At 52.0% G+C, this 19,885-nt stretch carries 11 protein-coding genes; 5 read left to right on the top strand and 6 right to left on the bottom strand.

What is annotated here, in order from left to right:
- Positions 1-10: 10 nt before the first annotated feature.
- Together DVH26_RS05155 and DVH26_RS05150 are read right to left on the bottom strand one after the other, a co-directional pair.
- Positions 11-682: a CpsD/CapB family tyrosine-protein kinase gene (locus DVH26_RS05155; protein ID WP_239631846.1), complete on the bottom strand. Its 672-nt coding sequence runs from the start codon at positions 680-682 to the stop codon at positions 11-13.
- Complete coding sequence (locus DVH26_RS05150; protein ID WP_239631844.1) at positions 663-1,424, bottom strand: YveK family protein; 762 nt, start codon at positions 1,422-1,424, stop codon at positions 663-665. Before DVH26_RS05150 ends, DVH26_RS05155 begins: the two co-directional genes overlap by 20 nt.
- A 295-nt stretch (positions 1,425-1,719) precedes the next feature.
- On the opposite strand from DVH26_RS05150, the gene DVH26_RS05145 reads away from it, so the two are divergent.
- The 3 genes from DVH26_RS05145 (at position 1,720) to DVH26_RS05135 (ending at position 5,895) form a co-directional block, all read left to right on the top strand.
- On the top strand, positions 1,720-2,568 hold the full coding sequence (locus DVH26_RS05145; RefSeq protein WP_239631841.1) for a fibronectin type III domain-containing protein: 849 nt from the start codon (positions 1,720-1,722) through the stop codon (positions 2,566-2,568).
- Positions 2,569-2,615: 47 nt separating this feature from the next.
- On the top strand, positions 2,616-5,375 hold the full coding sequence (locus DVH26_RS05140; protein WP_239631838.1) for a right-handed parallel beta-helix repeat-containing protein: 2,760 nt from the start codon (positions 2,616-2,618) through the stop codon (positions 5,373-5,375).
- 190 nt (positions 5,376-5,565) lie between these two features.
- Positions 5,566-5,895 (top strand): hypothetical protein, encoded by a 330-nt coding sequence (locus tag DVH26_RS05135; RefSeq protein WP_239631836.1) that lies wholly within the window; start codon positions 5,566-5,568, stop codon positions 5,893-5,895.
- A 184-nt stretch (positions 5,896-6,079) separates the two neighbouring features.
- Here the strand turns inward: DVH26_RS05135 and DVH26_RS05130 are convergent, their stop codons facing one another.
- The 4 genes from DVH26_RS05130 to DVH26_RS05115 all read right to left on the bottom strand — a co-directional run bounded on the left by DVH26_RS05130 (position 6,080) and on the right by DVH26_RS05115 (position 18,224).
- Entirely contained in the window at positions 6,080-7,459 is a 1,380-nt protein-coding gene (locus DVH26_RS05130) for a copper amine oxidase N-terminal domain-containing protein (RefSeq protein WP_239631834.1), read from the bottom strand.
- Between the two features lie 169 nt (positions 7,460-7,628).
- A complete protein-coding gene (locus tag DVH26_RS05125) occupies positions 7,629-15,644 on the bottom strand; it encodes a cadherin-like beta sandwich domain-containing protein (protein ID WP_239631831.1) in 8,016 nt (2,671 codons plus the stop codon).
- 248 nt (positions 15,645-15,892) lie between these two features.
- Positions 15,893-16,471 carry a hypothetical protein gene (locus DVH26_RS05120; protein ID WP_239631829.1) on the bottom strand — a complete coding sequence of 193 codons (579 nt, stop codon included), beginning with the start codon at positions 16,469-16,471 and terminating at the stop codon, positions 15,893-15,895.
- A 796-nt stretch (positions 16,472-17,267) separates the two neighbouring features.
- Positions 17,268-18,224 (bottom strand): 3'-5' exoribonuclease YhaM family protein, encoded by a 957-nt coding sequence (locus tag DVH26_RS05115; protein ID WP_239631827.1) that lies wholly within the window; start codon positions 18,222-18,224, stop codon positions 17,268-17,270.
- Between the two features lie 234 nt (positions 18,225-18,458).
- Here DVH26_RS05115 and DVH26_RS05110 point away from each other — a divergent pair, with 234 nt between their 5' ends.
- Positions 18,459-19,358, top strand: a complete 900-nt coding sequence (locus DVH26_RS05110) for an NUDIX hydrolase (protein WP_239631825.1) — start codon at positions 18,459-18,461, stop codon at positions 19,356-19,358.
- 27 nt (positions 19,359-19,385) lie between these two features.
- Positions 19,386-19,877, top strand: coding sequence for a riboflavin biosynthesis intermediates N-glycosidase (locus DVH26_RS05105; RefSeq protein ID WP_239631823.1), 492 nt, complete (start codon positions 19,386-19,388; stop codon positions 19,875-19,877).
- The last annotated feature ends 8 nt before the right edge of the window (positions 19,878-19,885 follow it).

The raw sequence follows: 19,885 nt of genomic DNA, 5'->3' as shown, positions 1-19,885 counted from the left end.
GGTTTACCATTTATTGATACAGGTACGCACCGGCATCCCGGCTGCTGATCTGATTCATCACGATGCCAAGCAAGTTGGCTTTGGCCAGCTCCAGCTCTTCTTTCACTTTTTTCGCTACAATCCGTTTCAGCTTCCCATGCTCGATAACCAACAGAACGCCGTCGCTTTTGGCGGACATGATCTTCGCATCGGTCAACGTTAATAGCGGAGGCGTATCGATGAAGATGATATCGAAGCGCTCCCTCAGTTCGTCCAACAGCAGACTCATTCGGCTTGAGGCAAGCAGCTCCGAAGGGTTCGGCTGCATCAAACCGGCCGGGATTACGGACAACTGGTCCACATAGGAATCCTGAATAATTCCGTCGACGGCACTGTCGTTCAAAAGGTAATTCGTCAGCCCTCTGCCGGCATCGCCGCCCAAAGTCAGGTGAATTGACGGCTTGCGGAGATCGGCGTCGATCAACACAACCCTTTTGCCGATTTGGGCATACGCAACCGCCAAATTGATGGCCGTCGTCGTCTTGCCTTCCCCATGGCCGCTGGAGGTCACCGTAATGGTCTTCACGCCGTGGTCGATTGCCGCCGCTTCGATGTTGAATCTTAACGACCGAAACGCTTCCGATGCGGCCGAGTCCGGGTTGATCTGCATAAAAATATCCGCGCTAGTGGCTTGTTTTGGCATAGGTCGCTTCTCCTACTTTTCTGCGAGATTGACTTCTTCGTTCCGCCTTCAGCTCTTTTTCCTTCATCTTAGGAACCAGGGCAAGCGTGGACACTCCGAACAGGGTGCGGACATCGTTATCCGTCTTGACCGTATCGTCCAGCGCCTCGAGCAGGAAAATGATTCCGACCGCAACGACCAGAGAAGCGGCAAAGCTAAGCACGAGATACTGGTTGGACTTCTTATTGACCGGATTCGGATAATCTTGCATTTTGGCCCGGTTTAATATGGTAATGTTATCGACTTTCATAATTTTGGGAATCTCGGTTTGGAATACTTCCGAAACGGCATTGGCGATGGTCACTGCTTTTTCATAGGAATAATGCTGTGCGGATATGGTCATAACCTGGGTCTCCCTCAGATCGGATACGTTGGTCAGGGAGATAAGCTGTTCGGCGGTCAAGTTCAAGTCGGGGTATCTTTGTACCACCTTATCCATGATGGCCGGAGTTTTAATAATTTCTTTATATGTATTGATAAGAGCAAGGTTAACGCCGATGAGGCCGTAGTCGATCTGCTCCTTCCCCATGTCCTTCTCGCTCGTTTTGTTAACGATTAGCTTGGTGGATGCCATATAAATAGGCTGGTAATTCATATTGCTGTAAATGGCCGTCGGTATTGTGGCCGCTAGTACAATGATCACGATAAGCCACAGGCGTTTCTTGAATAAGGCAACATACTCTTTTAAATTAATCTCCATCATTATCCTCCAAAGGAACTAGTTTCCTAATTTTCTCTGTTATGGAATGGTACTTTTTGTATCATTCGTTATGAATATAACTTTATGACACTTTTTGTATCATGTCAACAGACTATTTTACGGTTTTTGTTCCAAAATGTATCGCTGCCAACACCAAATACTCTTCTATTTGGCAAAAAATGTGTTATTAACCGTCGTTTTTTTCATTTCCCATGGCAAAATACCATTTTTGTTAAATTATTCACATTTCTTCTATTTAAACATATTATATTGAAAATAATAGAACGGGGTGGTAGATATGGCTGACGAAGACAGCAGTTTGGTGAATTTTGTCGTTTATTACGAGGACTGGACGGGCGACGAATCGGTAACGGTCGTGGTTCCACCCGCCAATGTAACGAATTTGACGGCAACTGCCATACAAGCGTCCTCCATAACCTTAGCATGGACAGCCAGCACATCGGAGCAAGTGTCGGGGTATGTTATTTATAATGGTCCTATTTATGCAGGACAAACATCCGGAACGACCTTTACCCTATCGGGCCTGAGCCCGGTAACCTCCTACAGCTTCACCGTAAAAACCAGCACGAGTGACGGCTCCCTCTCATCAGGAGCAGTGGTGAACGCAACAACATTGCCGCTGCGGTACGCTTTGTCAATGAACGGACTGAATGATTATATTACGACACCGTCCATTTCATTCGATACGGTAGTGATGGATATTTCGGTATCCCCCAATAAAAACGTATATAGCGCTTATTTGGACGCTTCCAAATCCATTGCCCAGTCGACGGTAGTCAGGGACAGCTCCGGACGTGATCTCCTTCAAGCCGCGTGGAAATCAATTTTCGTTGACGGGGTCGACAAAACGAGCTTGCAGGGCACGACCGCAATCGTCCCCTCCAACCAGAGAACTACGGTGAAATCGGTGCTCAAAGCTCCGGGGAAATCGATCATTTATATATTCGCTAATCAATTGGGCTCTATTCCTATGAAAGGAGTCCTTTACGGCGTCCAGATCTTGCAGGGCAGTCAAGTCGTAGCATCCTACGATTTCACCGTGCCTTTTGCAGGCAGCATCGTGTTGGACAAGAGCGGCAACAACAATAACGGCAAGCTGCAGGGCGGAACCTGGATCAATTGGTAGCTAAATGAACGTGGCGGCAAGTCCGAAACAATGGGAGGTGTTAATGAATGAAGGGAAAGCTGAAAAAACTGAAATCCGCAAGCAATGAATATATGTACCCTATAACCGTTGCTGAAGGGGTCTTTGTGGATCCCGAGACGGATTTGAAAACCAAGCTGACTGAGCTGGAAGCCAAGATCGGGAGCACCAGCACGTACAGGATTGAGCTGGACCGATGGGGAATCAAGAACGACGGCACCGAGGCGGAAGCCGCTACCAAAGGAATCAACGATGCCCTCTCTTGGGCAAAGTCCGCAGGTTACAATCACGTCGTGCTGCCAAGCGGCACCTACGGGCTGAAGCTGGATTCCAGCGGCTTTGCCATTTATATGCTGAGCGGCATTCACTTCGAGATGCAGGACGATTGCATTTTGCAGCTGGAGGGCAACTCGTTCCCCGAATATCGCATTATTCGCATTAAAAGTATTGATCACGCCAAGGTCTCGGGAGGACTCATTATCGGAGACAGGGCATCTCATCAATACGAGATGTACGTCCGATTCGTGCGAGGCGGCGTCAATGCCGATGGCTCGTTAAACGACGATTCTCGCTTCATTCGCAGTGAAATTGTAGACCGGTACGAGAATCCGGGATTGTTGTCGAATTTCCGCTTGTGGTCCATCGACGGCATAACGGCAGGAAGCTACAGCTTCTACCAATACAAGGATACCGTATCCAAGGATACGCTGGTCGGATTCCGAACCAACGGGGGCTTCGCTCCGGCGTCTCCAACCGGCAGAGGATGGTTCGATACGATTGACAAGGCCAATAAAATGGTGTTCGTCATCGACATTTCGGCCACACCCTTAACCGACCAGCAGATAGCCCAAATAAGCGCCAAAGTCGATAGCTCTTACTATACCCATGAGAGCGGTCACGGGATCGGCATCGAGAGCTCCAATAATATCGTTATTGAAGGAGTCGAGATCCGCCATTGCACCGGCGACGGCATTTTAACGGGAATCGGTATCCATTACGAGGACCCGTCCCAATATACCCAGGAAGAAATGGGGCATCACATCTACATCCACGGCTGCTACATCCACCATACAAGAAGACAGGGCATCTCGCTGTGCGGCCCTAACGATGTATATGTGTTCAACAATACGATTCACCATATCGGTTATGCCGACGACGATGTGACGGTAGACTTCCGAAGCGGTACCGCGCCCATGTTCGGTATCGATATAGAGTCTATGGTCAGCGAAACCAACATCCCTTACGCCAGCTTTTATTTGAACCGTGACGGCTTGGAAACGAACTACAGAATTACTATTTATAACAACTATATACATCATAATGCTAGAGGGCATTTTATCAATGCGGACGGCACCTACATTACGCTGCAAAATAATACGTTCGAAGGCTATACCGTCGGAGGGATATCTTCGAACCCTAACCAATGGTATGTAAACTATGTAAACAATACCTTCGTTGAAAGCACGCTGGTCGTTTCCGGCAATAATACCGTAAATGGAGCCGTCGTCACTAAAGGAAACATTAATTTGCAAAATATTCAGGGCGCTGCTATTGAAAACTGCAATATTAGAAATGGATTATTCTTCGGCTCAAGCATTTATGGCTACCTGGGTACCCCGGCTTCCGTCAATGTCGCTACGGGCACCTTCACCTATAGTACCGCCCATGGAATGGGGAGCGGCGCTCAAGTCAGCTTTGAGCAATGGTTCGGCAAAGTTCCGGCAGGCATCAGCGTCGATAAGCTGTACTATACGGTCAATACTACCTCGACGAGCTTCCAGGTCTCCGAGACGGCAGGAGGCAGTCCGGTCGTCATTACCGATGCCGGAGTGAAGGGATTCAACATTTCCCGATACAACTACGGCCGATGCTATATTAACAATATAACGGTAGAGAAAGACTGGAAGGATAATAATAATTATGATGGAAATACAGGCTTCAATATCATTATGACTGGAGGAGCCGTAAGGGATATTACCGTCAAGAACAGCAGCGTCTCGATCAAGCCGCCGGATAACTATGTAGGCAGGCCTAACACCATTGAGGGCTTGACCGCAATAGAGTGTACGGGCAATCTGGATGGAAGCAGAATCAGCAGCTTGAAATTTATGAGAGCGAAAACCGGCGCATTGGGCGGCGACCTGAACTTGGGCTCCAGCAATATATATTCCCGATTGTATGTGGACAGCGGCTTATTCCAAGGCATTCAAGTCATCCTGCTCTCCGCTTACGTTGCCAACGCCACGTTCTTGAACGCCAAGCTGTATAAACCTGATCAGCCCTTCGTCTCGACATTGGCCAATAGTTATATGGAAAATAGCTCCATTAGCCTGAACTGGATTACGTTCGAAAAGACGATGACGATTGCCAAATGTCTGTTCAACAATACTGCCGTTGATATTAGTCCGGCTGTCAAAATGATCGATAATGTGGATATAAATACAGGGCTTACAGATAACAGAATGAATACGTTACCAATCAATGGTTATTATTATCTCGGCCAAATTATCTATAACGCATCACCCATACCGGGCGGCTATGTAGGCTGGATTTGTACGACAGCGGGATATGCGAACAACCAGGTCTGGGCAGCTTCCAGAAGCTATGCCAAAGGATATCGAATCCAAGCGGGCGGTCATGTATATGAGGCCGTGAATGCAGGTACATCCGGTGCTGCGGCTCCCGCCTTCCCCGTTACAGCCGGTGCAACCATTATGGACAATACCGTCACCTGGAAGGAAATAGGCTTGTTGGCCGTGTTCAAACCATTCGGGCCTATAAGCCCATAGTAACTGTTGACTCATGAGGCTGGCGAATTAATCGTCAGCCTTATCATTTGTTTTCATTCCTGAAACTGGTAATTACTTAAGTCCTAAAAAAAAGTTTTCAGCCCTACCCTTAAAGCGTTCTCAAAAGGGCGGAATTGTTGTATGATTCTTAATAACGAACGTTATTCCTTATTGAGGGAGGTATCGTAGCTTGGCACGTGCAAAATGGTTCGTATGCGTGTTTTTACTCGTTAGCGCCATCATGTTCCCTGCATCCGCCTTCGCATCTAACGGCCATTCCGACAAGAGCAGCAAAAGCAGCTTTCAGCAGTTCTTTTCGTCATTTTTCTCAAAAGATCACGGAAAGGATAACGATCGGAACAACGATTGGGACTGGGACTGGGATGACCATGACAAAGATTGGGACGACGACAAGGATTGGGACAGAAAAGAAAAGGAATTCAAAGATTGGCTCGAAAAGCACAGGAACGAAATCCCTCGAGAATCAAAGGATATATGGAAAGACTGGTTCTGTTATTAAGCCAAAAGTACATACGAGGATTGTGCATAAGAAAATGACCGGTTCCGGGGTTGAAATAGTCCGGAAGGCCGGTCTTCTTTATTTCCTGCCGATGCAGTGGGCCAGGCGTCCTAACGAAGGCTTTTACGGATGCTTGCTAGACGGATGATTCATGCTGCCTGACTGTCTTTATGCCTGAAACGGATTACTTGCTCTTCTGCTCTTTGGCATCGGTAATGACGATTTCCCCTTCATCAAAAAACACCTTCATGTTCATGCTCTCGCTGACGAAGCGGACCGGCACCAGCGTAATGCTGTCTCTGATGATCGCAGGAGCATCCAGCTCGCTCGGCTTCCCGTTCACAAGGGCGTCCTTGCGGTCAATGACCAGCTCGACCTTGACATCGTCCTTGACCAAGGTAACCTTCCGCTCCTGGCCGTTCCAGTCGACCTTCGCTCCCAAGGCTTCTCCGATAAAACGAATCGGTACCATCGTTCTGCCCTCCAGCGTAAACGGAGCCACCTCCAGCGTCGTCTCCTGTTCGTCAATCGCCGCTGTAGTCGAATCCAGCTTCAGAAAGATCGTTTTGAAGCCGAAGGCCTTATCGTTGAAATAGTTGGATGCCGGATCGCCGAATTGTACCGGCTTGCTGATTACGGTACCGAAGCTCGTTTCCACTTCGATCGTATAATATTGCCCGTTCTTAATAGAGCCGTTATTGTTCGCGTACAGGTCGAAGGTGACGTTCCCGCGGAAGCTGCCTACAGGCTCCTTCACATCCTTTTTGAAGCCCTGCGTTACAACGTTCTCCCCCTGCATAATGCCCAGCAGCCAGCCGGTTCCGGCACGGTTCGTCCTCCAGATGCCTTGATACGCCTCTTTGCCGTCTTTGTCCGTAGGGCGCAAAATAACCGCCAACAGATCTGTTTTTTGCGCGAAGCTCAGCTTCAGCCTGAAGTGTCCGTCCTTCCGCTCGTCGGGTCCGAATTCGGCGATGCCGGTCCGGTCCGAGTCCAAGTCCTGCCAGCTGAATTCCCGGATGGCTACGGGCGCATAGGAAACCTCATTGTCGGCATACGGCGTGACGTTCGATTTCACCGTTCCTTTGCTCGTCGCTATTTCAAGATAGTAGTATTCACCGGGTTTCATCCCGTTGTTGTCCGAGGCATACAGCTCGAGCTGTGCAACGCCTTTGAACGTGCCGAGCGACTGCTGAAACGTCGTATTCCTAATTTTGCCGTCCTGCACTACCGCCAGCAGGTTGCCGATATCGCCGGTCGGCGCTTTCCACGTTTTCCAGATGCCATGGTTCGTATCCTTGCCGCTGGCATCAGCGGTTTTCATTGTAATGGTCTTGATCTCCACTCCGTCCCCTGCGTCCAGCAAAAGGCTGAGATGACCGTCTCGCGTACCGTCCGGTACCGAGGTTTTATCCAGAGAAATGCGGTCGAGCTCTTTATCCAAAAAGCGGAATTGCTTCACCTGCACACCGGATGGGTCGGCGGCAAGCACAGGGTTGGTCACCGTGACGGCACCAAATAGGGTCAAACAGGCTATAATCGTTCTTAATCCTCTACGCAACATGTTCGTGTTGTCCTCCTTCGGGCAATGCTTATTATTGGCTTGCAGTGATTTCATGAGCATGAGTTCATGTAGTAAATGGCCCCCCTCCTGAGCCGAGCTGGATTGCACTTCACAGGCTCTGGCTCTGGAGGAGAGGGAACTGGGGATGAAATATACCCAGCTAGACTGTTTATCGTTTATTCAATAATCGGCTGAGAATGACTGCCGCCTGCGCTCTGGTAGCCAGGCCGTCCGAGTCGAATGCGTGCTCGCTCACCCCTTCGACGAGCCCTTCCTGCACAGCCAAGGCGACCTCGGACAGGGACCAGCCATGAAGCTGCTCTTTGTCTTCAAAAGCGTCCAAGTGCTGCAATGAGCCTTCGGAAGCATTCTTGACCTTCAGGCGGTAAGCCCTCGCAATCATGACGGTCATCTGCTCGCGGGTCACAACTTCATTCGGGGCGAAGCGCTGCTCCCCTATTCCTTCGACGAGACCTGCGGCGACGCCGGCTTGCACCGCTCCGTAATACCAGCCGCCGGTCTCTACGTCGGAGAAGCTAACGCTGCCTGCCGGCTGCCTCAGTCCAAGAGACCGCACAAGCATTGCCGTGAATTCCGCGCGCGTAACGGATCGGTCCGGTCCGAATTCGACCGCGGAATAGCCGTTGACCAGCAGCCGCCGCGCCATCCATTCCACCTCCTTGCGGCCCCAGTGGCCGTCAATATCCTGGAAGCCGTTGTTAAACGCCATCGGCGCAACAGTGGCAAAAGATGTTAACTGTACGCGAGGCGATCCGCTGCCGGAAGCTGCTTCGGCCGCGAAGCTCCATTGAGCAGCCTGCGGGTCGAAGCGGTATAGTCCCGCCTGTGACGGCAGTGACGCCGGCCATTCCACCTCCATCGGCTTGTGCTCTGCCAAGCCAAGCGGAGTCGTGCGTTCTCCGTTCACGGCTTCAACCGCTATCGTAACGGCCCCGCCGATCCATTGCAGCGCATCGCTTTGCTTGCGCGCCGCTTCCCGCAGCTCCGCCTCCTGCACTGATGAGACCTGAGACAGCCGTAATACAATGTCTCCGGTTTGTAGTGCATGGTCCGGAGCCATAACGGATTGCGTCGGCAGGTAAACCTTGCCCAGCGGGGACGACAGCTCGATGACCGCTTGCGCTTCACCCATTTGCTTCATCAGCGACGACGGAAGCACCAGCACATATTCGTCGGTGCGCTCCTTCATCTCCACGATAAACCGCTTCGCTTTACCGCCCTTCAATGCAGTCTCTACAACCTCCACGTTCGGGATGAGACGCATGCCGGATTGACCGTTCGGCTTCGTGTGCTTCTCGATGCGCGCATCCTTGCCCAAATCTATCGTCTCGGCGTCGCCAGGCTGCGGCTGTGCGGGAACTACGACCGATCCGGACGATCCGGATCGTCCCCGGTTCTCCTGCTTTCGAACGATCGAAAGCGTGTACGTCTTCGTCGTCGTCCGGTCTTCTGCGGTAACGACGATATGAATCCGGCCGTCGGCAGGGATCGCGACCTGCATCGCTGTGCCATTGACTGCGGCCGCTCCGTTAATCGTGACGGCCGCCTTTGGATGCGCGGTCGCTGCGATTTGCAGCGCGGTTATCCCGTTGGCGACGCTCACACCGTATTCAGCTGCGTCCGGGCTGAAGGCAGGTGACAGCTCGCCTGGCGAAAGGGTCAATGCGCTTAGCTTTGCATCGTCGGACAGCGGACCGCCATGATGGCGCACAGCCTTAATCGCGTACGTGCGAGTCGTCCTGCCGTCCTCTGCGGTTACCGTGACGGCTATCTCTCCATCAGCCGGAATCCGTACGGACCTGGCCGTCCCGCTGACGGCTTCTTCCCCGTAGATGGACAGCTTAGCCCTAGCGTCCGCCACGGTCGCCGTCAGCTGCAGCTGCTCCGCCTCTGCCGCTACATTCACCGTATAGGACGTCTTTTCCGGGTCAAAAACCGGCGTCAGCGGACCCGCATCTGTCGTTAAAGCACTTAGCGCCGCATTGCCGGATGCCATCTGGTACGCTACATTTAATGTCTTTTCCAGCGAATCATTACCTTCTAAGTCTACCGCAGCTCCGGACAAGAGCTTTAACGAATTTTGGCCCGGAGAAAGCTTGCGGTCCAATGTCAGCAGCAGCGCCCGTTCGTCACGAATATCGGATACGGCGGAAACCACCGCCCCGCTATTCCCGTTCAATGCAAGCTTCGTCGCATCGACTGAACGGTTCGACGCCAACGGTTCGTTAAACAGGAGCCGTATCAACCGGCCCTCTCCTTCCGCAGTCGCTTCCACCGGCTCCGGTCCGGTACTATCCTGGACTTTTGCCGTAAAGCTGCCCTCATAGCCGCTGCGCATCCAAACATCCGCATAGCTTTTGAAATAGGAAGGATTGACCTTGATTTGGTATGGAGTCTGCACCGCCAGCTTTTCCGCCGTTTCAAACCGAACCGTCTGGGATAGTACGGTTCCCGCCTGACTTGGGCTCACTGCGCTCTTAATGAATTTCGCTTTTCCTGCGATCGGCTTGCCGGTCAAATCGGCAATCACAACGGTCTCCGGAGCTAGCTCCGATACTTGCAAATATTTCGTAAATCGGACGTCGACATAGCTGCCTCCTTCATAGGTCACCCCGGTAACGCTCTGCACCTCAGGTGCGGCACGGGACACCAGTCCCGCGTTCACTTCCGTGTGCGGCGGAGGAACCTGCAGCTCGGCGCTCTCCATCGTCTCGTAGCCGGATTTTTTCCAGACGACCTTCCATGTACCCGGGGGTACGTCCCAGCCGTACTTGCCTTCGAGATCGGTCACTTGCGGGTTTCTCTGCTCATACTCGGAAGCATCCCATACGACCCATTTATCGTTCGACGGACGGCTTGAATCCAGGTACAGCACGGTAGCATCTACACCGCTAAGACGATTATCGGCGATCGCTTCATACACGAAGCCGCTCGGGTCGTAGATCCACTTCGGATCTCCAATTTTGCGGCTGTGACGGTCGTACCGGTCATCGAGAGTGTCTTCATTCCGGCACATATTGTATCCTGTCCCTACCGCATCCACCTGCTTGTCGACATAATTGTCGATCTTTTTGCTGACCGCGAATGTAGCTGCTCCTGCAGCGATACCCGCCGGCCCGGTTAAGCTCATCGCCCCGGTCCATGCCTTCAGAGCGGTCTTGGCAATCTCGCCTCCGACGGTGACGAGCAGCGCCTTTCCCGCTTGTCTGGCCGTCTTCGGAATTTCGGCCCAGCAATCCATTCCGGTCTGAACACCATACGAGATCCGGTTGATCCGTTCCGAGAAGCTGTGGAACTTTCTGTAGGTACCGTTAAGCTTAAACGCATTGGTGTAGGAATTTTTGAACTCCAGCTTAACTTCCGATTTTACGCGGGCCATACCCTCGCTTCCAGCTGCTGAAGATTTGAATACCTGCTGCGGCTGAAGCTGGAATGAGCCTTGACCCGCCTTGCCGTTCAGCTCGGCTGGCAGACCGTTAGGGAATAGCATGCTCATCGGCATATAGCCTTCGGTTACCGTAAGCAGCTTCTCTTCATCCTCCATATAATCGGAGGAGCTGTTGTACACCGGAAGCCCCGAGCTCTCCGCCAAACGGATTTCCTCGGCGGATGGCCGGTAGCTGACATTCGGTTCAATCGTTAGCGTGACGGTAAGCTTGATCCCTTCCATGCTCGGCAGCTTGATGACGGCTGTTCCCGAATATTGTCCGTCCTTCAGCTCGAACGGCGTTACGCTCTCCACTTCAAAATCCTTCATTCCATCCGGCATCGACTGCCTGATTTGTTCCATGGTCGGCACTTGGCCGTCATAAATGAACGGCTCGGGCTTGACGTTGTAAGAAACGTAAACCCCGCCCAGCGCTCCGTGGTCCGTAGGAACTAGAGCCTTATAAATGCCTCCTTCGCGCACCGCCTTCACCGGCTCTCCGCTCTGGCGTCCCAGATAGACGTATACATCCGTCACCTCATCCGGCTTATCGAACAACAGCTCGAATTGGAACGGATTTCCGGGTACAACGGTATATGGAGGCCGTATGACTCCCAGCTCCGGGTTGAAAGTGATCCAATTTCCTTTCGGCGACTGGGCCATCCCCACTTCCAGCAGCTTCGGCTGGCGGACGGAATACTGTACAAACGCCGTATCCGACTGAAGCAGTACGGAGTTCAACTCTGCTTCGGCTCTCAGCGCGTGCATCGCGGGATCACCAAGCTCGGGAAGCGTCGCTTCCATGCTCCAATAGCCTGTAGGCGCAGCTGTCGCGCTGCCTAACAGCACCTCGCCGTCGTATACTTTCACCTGACTTCCGGAAGGCGCATTGCCGCCGACACGGATTTGGTGACTCGTAATCCTGTTGGATACGTCCAACGTCACCTTTTGCGCGTCGAGCAGCACCGTTCCGATCGTTTCATCGATCGCTTTGCCCTCCATCTGCGTCTGAATCGCCGCAGCCGCACGAACGGAGCCTTTATTAAACGAAGCAGATACGTTCAGCGAATAGGAAACCGTACCGGATTGACCTTTCGCAACCTGGCCCAGAGGCACGCGGATTCGATTGCCTTCTACCGCAGCGCTTCCTTTTGCTCCAGTCACAACGACCTGCCCTTGCCCATCAAGCACTGGAGCCATACCTTCAGGTATTTCCAGCAAGAGGCTTGCATTCTCTGCAGCCGGATTATTGGATCCGTTCCTGTAAGCGACGCGAAAACTGACGGTTCCGCCCGGAACGACCTGATTTGTTAAGGCGGTAAATGAATTGCCGGTTTGATGTGCAAACCTTCTGGATTGGTTAAATTCCAAAGTGCCAAGCTTCAATACCTGATTTTCTGCAACCGTAAAATCGATGCTTGCATACTCCACCTTGCTCGTATCGGATTGAAGCCGGCGTGACAGCTCCAGCCGGTACGCGCCGGCCTTAGGAACGTTAAGTCGGAATGAACCCCCGGCAAAATCGTCGCTGCTTGCATTGGCCGCCCACACTTTATTTCCATTCGGCTGCAGCTCGAAGATCGTTCCGCTGACGGAACGGTAATCCGTGCCGGTGAGAACCCCTTCGATGATGGCGCCTTGTTCCTCCAAACGAATTTCTGCTGTCGCATTGCTGTTTGCATCCAATGTCACTTGCTCGCATTTGCTCATATAGGAGGGAACGGTCGCCGTGACACAAACATTGAAGTTATCTCCGGGATCCCCTTGAAAATAGTACGCATTGTGGTAGTAGCCGGTCATTTTGCCGGAACGGCCTTCCACCTGTGTCAGGAAGTTCATTTGCTCCAAATTGAGCGGCCCCACCCAATCGCCGTCGATTTGTTTGGTATATACCTTCAAATTAATGACTCCAGAGCCCGGCTGGCGTAACGGAATCGGAAACGGCGTCGTGCTGCTTTTTACAACGTTTACCTTCAAGCTTCCTTCCGTACTGTAATGGAAAGAGGTTTCCGCGGCTTCGATAGACGCCTCCCCTTCCATCAAACTCAGCTTGTAGGAACCGTCCAGGCTGCTGCGCGTCTGGCGCACTACCGGCTTGGAACGAAACGTCTGCGTCGCCGTTATGATTGCATTTGCGACAGGCTTGCCGGCCGGATCAGTCACTATTCCTTCTACTATGCCTTCCGCCGGGCCTGTGAGCTTCAGCTCCTTCTCGTTGTCACCGGGAATCAGCTCGAGTGACATTTCAGGCACCGGATCGAACAAACGGTCCTCTACGTCGACTCGAAGCCGAATCGTGCTTCCCGCTTTCAGCCCATCCTGCCATGAAGTCCAGCCAGCCGCATCGGTTCGAAGCTTTGCTAGGAGTTGGCCATTTGCATCCCATAATTGAACAGGGACATTCGAAACCGGCTGGAGCAACGGGTCAACGACCTGCATGCGCATTTTTGCCGGCTGATTTACCGGAACCTGAACCGGGGTCTTGCGTCCCGCTTCGACTCGGATACCGTCCCGCTCAACCCATACGTATTCGAAATCAGGAGAGTACAGCGTCAAGCGGTAGTCCTGCCCCGGGTACAGGCCGCTTACAGCATAAGGCCCCGGCCCCTGTAAAGTTATCAATTCCGTACCGTACCTGCTATTCGAAACCGTAAGGATCGCGCCGTTCAAATCCCCGTTCCAGGAATGAAGGAACTCTAGAGCCATGCTTCCGGAGACGATGAGCGGCCAATTGCCAGCGGATCGGACCGTTTCCGCGCCTGTGGCGCTATCTACCATTTTGACCTTGAGCTGGGACAACTCGCCGATCCCCTCTGCAATAGGAAAGACCGCCTCATATTCGCCCGGTATCGTCTTGCTTTCCTCCATCGTCAGCATAGCATTGCGGGTCTCGTACCCCGTTCCGTTCCACGCTTTATAGGCGATTTCGGCCTTCGCTTGACGGGCTGAAGCCCCTTTAGCCTGAATTCTCAAATCGCTCCCGGATGCAGGAAGGTTGTTGCGTGACCATTCCGCATACCAGGTCAACGCAAATTGATTGCCTCCGCTGCTCGCACTGAACTTGTAGGTCGGCCCGCCAAAAGTTGCGTTAAAATCACGGTTAACCGCTTCAACCTGGAATAAATGCTCAACCCCAGGCAAAAGCTCCTTGGCCGTAAAGCGGTTGCCGCTGCCCACAGGAACATACCCCAGCCAGTCGCCGTCGAGATAGATCCTGTATCCGAGCACCCCCTTGCTGTCCTGGGCATCCGGCCATTGAAGCGTGACATAATCGGGCCCGATATCCGCAGCCTGTAGCGCGCTTCCTGAAGGCCACACGGGCGCGTTCCCGTTCGAAGCAAAAAACAGCTGATCGGGAATATCGATATCGCCGTGCTCTCCGAAGTTCTCTGTGGACCAGGAGTAAAAAGCTACCGGAGTCGCCCCGCTCCCCACAGCAGGCTTTTTGCTAGGGCTGATCAGCCGAAAAGGAGACTTCGGCACCTTTACCTTGGCGGATGCTTGCGTCTCCACCTCCGCGACGTAAGCCTCTTCTCCTATATCCGGGTCATCGCTGAGAACATCGTAGCCGACATACCGGCCATCCGGGCTAACATAGGGATGCTGGCTGTCTTGGAGATGCTGCTGACCGGCTTCGCTGACGGAAACCCGCTTGATCGTCCTGCTGCCGCTGCGCTCGTCATAGACAAAAATATCTTGAGACAAATTCGTGTCATCGGGAACCAAGTTAGCCGCCATGGAGGCGAAGGCGACGACTTTACCGTCGCTGCTTATCGAAGACGTCCCGCTCCACCCGAGCGCCTCGTCTCCGTTCATCCCCATGCTGATCCGCTTGAACGGCGTGCTGCCGCCAAGACGGTCGTACCTGTAAATATCGCTTTCCGAGTTCGTATCTTCGGCAACCAGCTTCGCTTGGGACTCGAAAGCAACGTAGCGGCCGTCCCCGCTGATCGAGGGACCCATGCTATCAAACGCCTCATCCGGATCCAGCCCGGGGCGCGTGCTGATGCGGGTCAGCTTACCCGTTGTCCGGTCATGCAGGAATACGTCTCGGTTATCATCCGTATCCTCAGGAACCAGTCCTTTCGCTCTGGAATCGAAGGCTATATAACGGCCATCCTCGCTGATCGACACTTGATTCAACGCAGCCTCGCTACTGGCCTCCGAGGCGTTAGGTGTAATCGTATCGAGCTTCTTCGTCTCCCGGTCGTATAAGTAGACCGTGACCTCGCTATTCGCAAGTCCTTCCTGATAAGAGAAAGCCACATACCGGGCGTCTCCGCTAAAATCAAAATCGACGATCCCTCCCGTCGTGGTTGGTCCGGTTATGTTGTCTAGCGTGCCGGTCAATCGGTCATGCACCGTAACGACCATCCTCACATCACCCGGAGCTCCGGATACGAGCATTCGGATGAAGCCCGCGTACTTGCCGTCCGGTGTCAGCCGCACTTTGGAATAATCCGGCACGAACATGGTCGGCGTCACGCTGCGCTCTGCTTTAGCAAGCAGATTCCATGACAGTGCAGCGGATTTCACAGGCGAAAGCGCAGGAATCACGGGGGCGTATACGTTTGAGTATACGTTTTGGCTGACATTGGCTTTAGCCCGGCCCGTCGTACCGCTTCCGCTTGGTACAGCTGCTGCCCCGGACACCGGCAGTGCGGTGAGCATAAGCAGCGCCCCGGATAACAGGGCGGCCGTGTTTCTTTTAAATAATTTCCACAATGGCTGCCTCATCGAAAATACAACCTCCAACATTTCACATTTTCGATACGTAATGTATCGAAAGGTACATATCCTATGGATAAGCTTCAGTTGAACACGTTAGCGGAGCTGTACTAGGGGTACAGCCGCTAACGTTTTCTCCTGTAAAAGCATATAGTGTTGCTACGCGGTCAGTAAGTGCTTGGCCAGTCACAGCTGGATTGATAGTGCCTGGAGAAAGTACGCTCCGTTTCCAATGCCCCTTGCTTGGAAAAAAAATACTACGCAAATGCTGCTTCCGGCTTCGCCTCTGGTTTCGCTGCATATCGCGCTTCCGGCTTTGCCTCTGCTTTTGCTGCAAACGCTGCTTCGGGCTTCGCCTCTGGTTTCGCTGCATATCGCGCTTCCGGCTTCGCCTCTGGTTTCGCCGCGAATGCCGCTTCGGGCTTCGCCTCTGGTTTCGCTGCGAATGCCGCTTCCGGCTTCGCCTCTGGTTTCGCTGCATATCGCGCTTCGGGCTTCGCCTCTGCTTCTGCTGCAAACGCTGCTTCGGGCTTCGCCTCTGGTTTCGCTGCGAATGCCGCTTCCGGCTTCGCCTCTGCTTTTGCTGCGAATGCCGCTTCCGGCTTCGCCTCTGGTTTCGCTGCATATCGCGCTTCGGGCTTCGCCTCTGCTTCTGCTGCAAACGCTGCTTCCGGCTTCGCCTCTGGTTTCGCTGCGAAGGCTGCTTCCGGCTTCGCCTCTGGTTTCGCCGCGAAGGCTGCTTCGGGCTTCACATTTACCGCTGCGGGTGCTACCAGGGCTGCCAGCAAGGCAGCTCCAGTCAACCATTTGATCGCTTTGTTCATGTTACTCTCCATTAAATAATCCCTCCGATGAACGTTTTTGAATTATTGACGCTTACCATATCTTACCGTGGGAGCGCTCGGGTTTCATGAGCTATGGCAGGGAAATAAACCGGGAGTAATTCAGGAATAAACCGGGAGTGCTTTAGGATAATTTTTCCTATGTTTCCGACTAATCGAGTTAATGCACTCTTGCAAACTGCAGTTTCGATCCTTTAAAATGGCTGCTATTACAATGAGAAAACCTCTATCGAGGCCTTTCAAAGATGAGCGGCCGCGTTCAATGGTAGGTTTTATCGCAATAGGAAAGATCTTCGATAGCTTTATCGCTTACTGAACTTAAACTTTCCTCTGTGGTAAAAAAAAGAGCTATCCTCCCAACCGTGTTGGAAGGAGTAGCCCTCGTCATGGAATTAAATCAATTCAGATTTTGTTAGAAGCAATCCCCAAAACCATCAGGTCTCACTGCTTATCCTGCTTACCACTTTCGTAGAAGCCGCTTCCCGAAGGCACCTTGATGTAAAAGCATCATCCGGTCAGCTCCCTAGATAATGTGATCGGACCGTAGATCCGCTATTTTACCAAAAAAGCTTGTTTGGGACAGGCTAAAGGACACAGAATCCGTTATTCCCCTCCATAACGCCGATAATCGCGACTTTTTCGCCAAATAACGGCTCTCCAGTCCGATAGCCTACCGATTTATGGTGTTTTCGAAAAAATAACGGATCGTGTGTCCATATCCTCTCATCCGGATCCCAGGCTATGACGAGTCTTCCTATGTATTCCCTTTTCCTAATTCCTGTCCGCCTGCCTACAGCTTCAGCCGATAAATCGGTTTGTTCTCCAGCCCGCGGATGGATGGCGTCCACTGCTCCGTTTCAGGAATGGTTTCCAGCGCATCCTCCACCATTTGCAGCTTAGCGTCCAACGAATCGATGTGATGCAGCGCGACCGCTTCCGCCGTCTGAGGCTGAACAGGACTCCCCCACTCTCCCAAGTTGTGGTGGGACAAGACCAAGTGCTGCAGCCCAAGCACCCGGTCGGATTGAAGATCGATACCGCATTGGATGGCGGCCTCCGTAATCCAGTTCGAAGCCATCGAAATATGCCCCAGCAGCTTGCCTTGGACACTGTAGTCGGATACGATCCCCATCTGAGCGATCATTTCCTCCGGCTTCGCAATATCGTGAAGAATGATTCCCGCTTTGATGAAATCTGCGTTAAGAAACGGCCGCTGCTTGCAGATGAACTCTCCGATCTCAAGCATCCGTACAATATGATAGGCTAGCCCCGCATAGTAGGCGTGATGGTGCGTCTTGGCCGCAGGATAGTGCATCAGCTTCTCTTCCACTTTGGTCACGCAAAAAGCAACGATCGTCCGAATCTCCTCATCCATAATACTCGCCATAGCCTGCTTAATAGTATAAATCAGATCGACCGGCCGAATCGGGGCCGAACGAATAAAGTCGGTCAGCGACACTCCGTCTTCCGGAGTTGCTTTGCGGATCCGGTTGATTTTGACCTGCAGCTTTTCGCGATACGTCTGCACGATACCTTGCACTTTCACAAGTCCCATAGGGAAAAAGGTTTCCTTATCCGTAGGCGTTACATCCCAATATTTGGCCGGCAGCTGGCCGCTCGCGTCACACAGTACGATATCGAAATAATCTTTGGGCGGAGTAGCGTTCGTCTGCTTTACTTCCAGCTCCTTCAATAAATAAAACCCCATGAATTCATCCTGATTGATTAATGTCCTAATTAAAGTCATTTCGCCTGCCTCCAAAACTAGTAAAAATATAACTCTATTCTAGCATATTCGAAAATAAACGTACTATGTCGGTATGATGGCGGCGGGATACCGAATTACAAATTCCAAAATACAATTACATCTCAGTCCCCACTTCCAACTATTGACTTTTGGTGTTGTTATATAATAACATTATGTTATTATCAATTTGTTATTATCATAACGATAATAAATATCCGATAAACAGGTGAAACCATGTCAAATAAACCTATACACGATCGCAACGGCATGACCGAGCAGCAATTTTTGCAAAGCTACGACGCAGCCATCTATGCACGCCCTTCCTTGACCGTAGATATGCTTATTTTTACCGTGATGGATAAAGAACAGGAAAATTACCGCAAGCTGCCGGAAAAATCGCTGCAGCTGTTGATGATCCGACGTGGAGAACACCCTTTTCTAGGGCAATGGGCGCTGCCGGGAGGATTCGTATCGATTCACGAAAGCATAGATGATGCAGCTCACAGGGAGCTGAAGAGCGAAACGAATATAGACAACATCTATATGGAGCAATTATATACATGGGGGGATGTAGAGAGAGACCCGCGGACACGGGTTATCAGCTGCTCCTACATGGCGCTTGTGGACCGTACTTCGCTCAATGTGCAAGCGGGTGACGACGCGGATGACGCCAAATGGTTCGAGGTCACCTATCGTGTACTTCAGGAGAAACGAACCCGACTTGCCGAAGGGTATGAAATCGAGAAGCTGATCGAACTCAGGCTGTTTCACCCCGTGGAGACCTTATCAGCAACCGTCAAAATCACAGAGACCGCCGTCGGCCGAACTGCCAAGCGAACCCGGAGCGTTGTCCAGTCGGAAGGCATTGCCTTCGATCATGCCCAGATGATTGTGTACGCAATCGAGCGGCTGCGCAACAAAATTGAGTATACAGATATCGCCTTTCACTTGATGCCGCCGCTTTTTACGTTATCGGATTTGCAGCAAGTCTATGAGGTCATTCTGGGCAAAGAACTGCTGGCCGCCGCCTTCCGAAGAAAGATCGCCGACATGGTATCGGAAACGAACGAATATACGAAGGATGCCGGGCATCGGCCTTCCAAACTGTATCGGTTCCGTAATTTCGATTTATAGTTTCACATAAGGAGTTGAACTATCGATATGGAGAAATTCACGTTTTTTTATATGACGGAGTCCCCATTCTCCCAATGGCATCCGGCTTCGTTTGTCGTTAAGGGGATTCGCTTTAACTGCGCCGAGCATTACATGATGTATAAAAAAGCCATGCTGTTTGACGATAAGGCCTCAGCCAATAAAATTTTACGTGCTAAAACGCCGCGCGAACAAAAACAGCTGGGCCGCATGGTCCAACATTTCGACAAAAGGAAATGGGAGAGCCATTGCAAGCAATTCGTCTATGAAGGGAACTATGCCAAGTTTACGCAGAATCCCGAGCTTCTTGATAGCTTGCTTGCAACGAAAGGAACGACTCTGGTGGAAGCCAGCCCGACAGATCGAATTTGGGGCGTAGGGCTATTGGAAAGTGATCCGAAGATTAATAATAGGCGCACTTGGCAGGGCAAAAACTGGCTCGGGGAAATATTGACCCGGTTACGTGAAGACCTGCTTCAGCAAAATCAACATGGAACATAATGGAGTGA

The organism is Paenibacillus sp. H1-7, assembly GCF_022354825.1.
GTDB lineage: Bacteria > Bacillota > Bacilli > Paenibacillales > NBRC-103111 > Paenibacillus_S.
Note: the sequence above shows the minus strand (reverse complement) of the source record. Positions and strands in the feature narration are given on the sequence as shown.

Excerpts from the sequence above, each read along its gene's own strand:
- DVH26_RS05125 (WP_239631831.1), bottom strand. The coding sequence starts at position 15,644 with ATGAGGCAGCCATTGTGGAAATTATTTAAAAGAAACACGGCCGCCCTG.
- DVH26_RS05105 (WP_239631823.1), top strand. The coding sequence starts at position 19,386 with ATGGAGAAATTCACGTTTTTTTATATGACGGAGTCCCCATTCTCCCAA.
- DVH26_RS05155 (WP_239631846.1), bottom strand. The coding sequence starts at position 682 with ATGCCAAAACAAGCCACTAGCGCGGATATTTTTATGCAGATCAACCCG.
- DVH26_RS05150 (WP_239631844.1), bottom strand. The coding sequence starts at position 1,424 with ATGATGGAGATTAATTTAAAAGAGTATGTTGCCTTATTCAAGAAACGC.
- DVH26_RS05145 (WP_239631841.1), top strand. The coding sequence starts at position 1,720 with ATGGCTGACGAAGACAGCAGTTTGGTGAATTTTGTCGTTTATTACGAG.
- DVH26_RS05110 (WP_239631825.1), top strand. The coding sequence starts at position 18,459 with ATGTCAAATAAACCTATACACGATCGCAACGGCATGACCGAGCAGCAA.
- DVH26_RS05130 (WP_239631834.1), bottom strand. The coding sequence starts at position 7,459 with ATGTTGCGTAGAGGATTAAGAACGATTATAGCCTGTTTGACCCTATTT.
- DVH26_RS05115 (WP_239631827.1), bottom strand. The coding sequence starts at position 18,224 with ATGACTTTAATTAGGACATTAATCAATCAGGATGAATTCATGGGGTTT.
- DVH26_RS05140 (WP_239631838.1), top strand. The coding sequence starts at position 2,616 with ATGAAGGGAAAGCTGAAAAAACTGAAATCCGCAAGCAATGAATATATG.
- DVH26_RS05120 (WP_239631829.1), bottom strand. The coding sequence starts at position 16,471 with ATGGAGAGTAACATGAACAAAGCGATCAAATGGTTGACTGGAGCTGCC.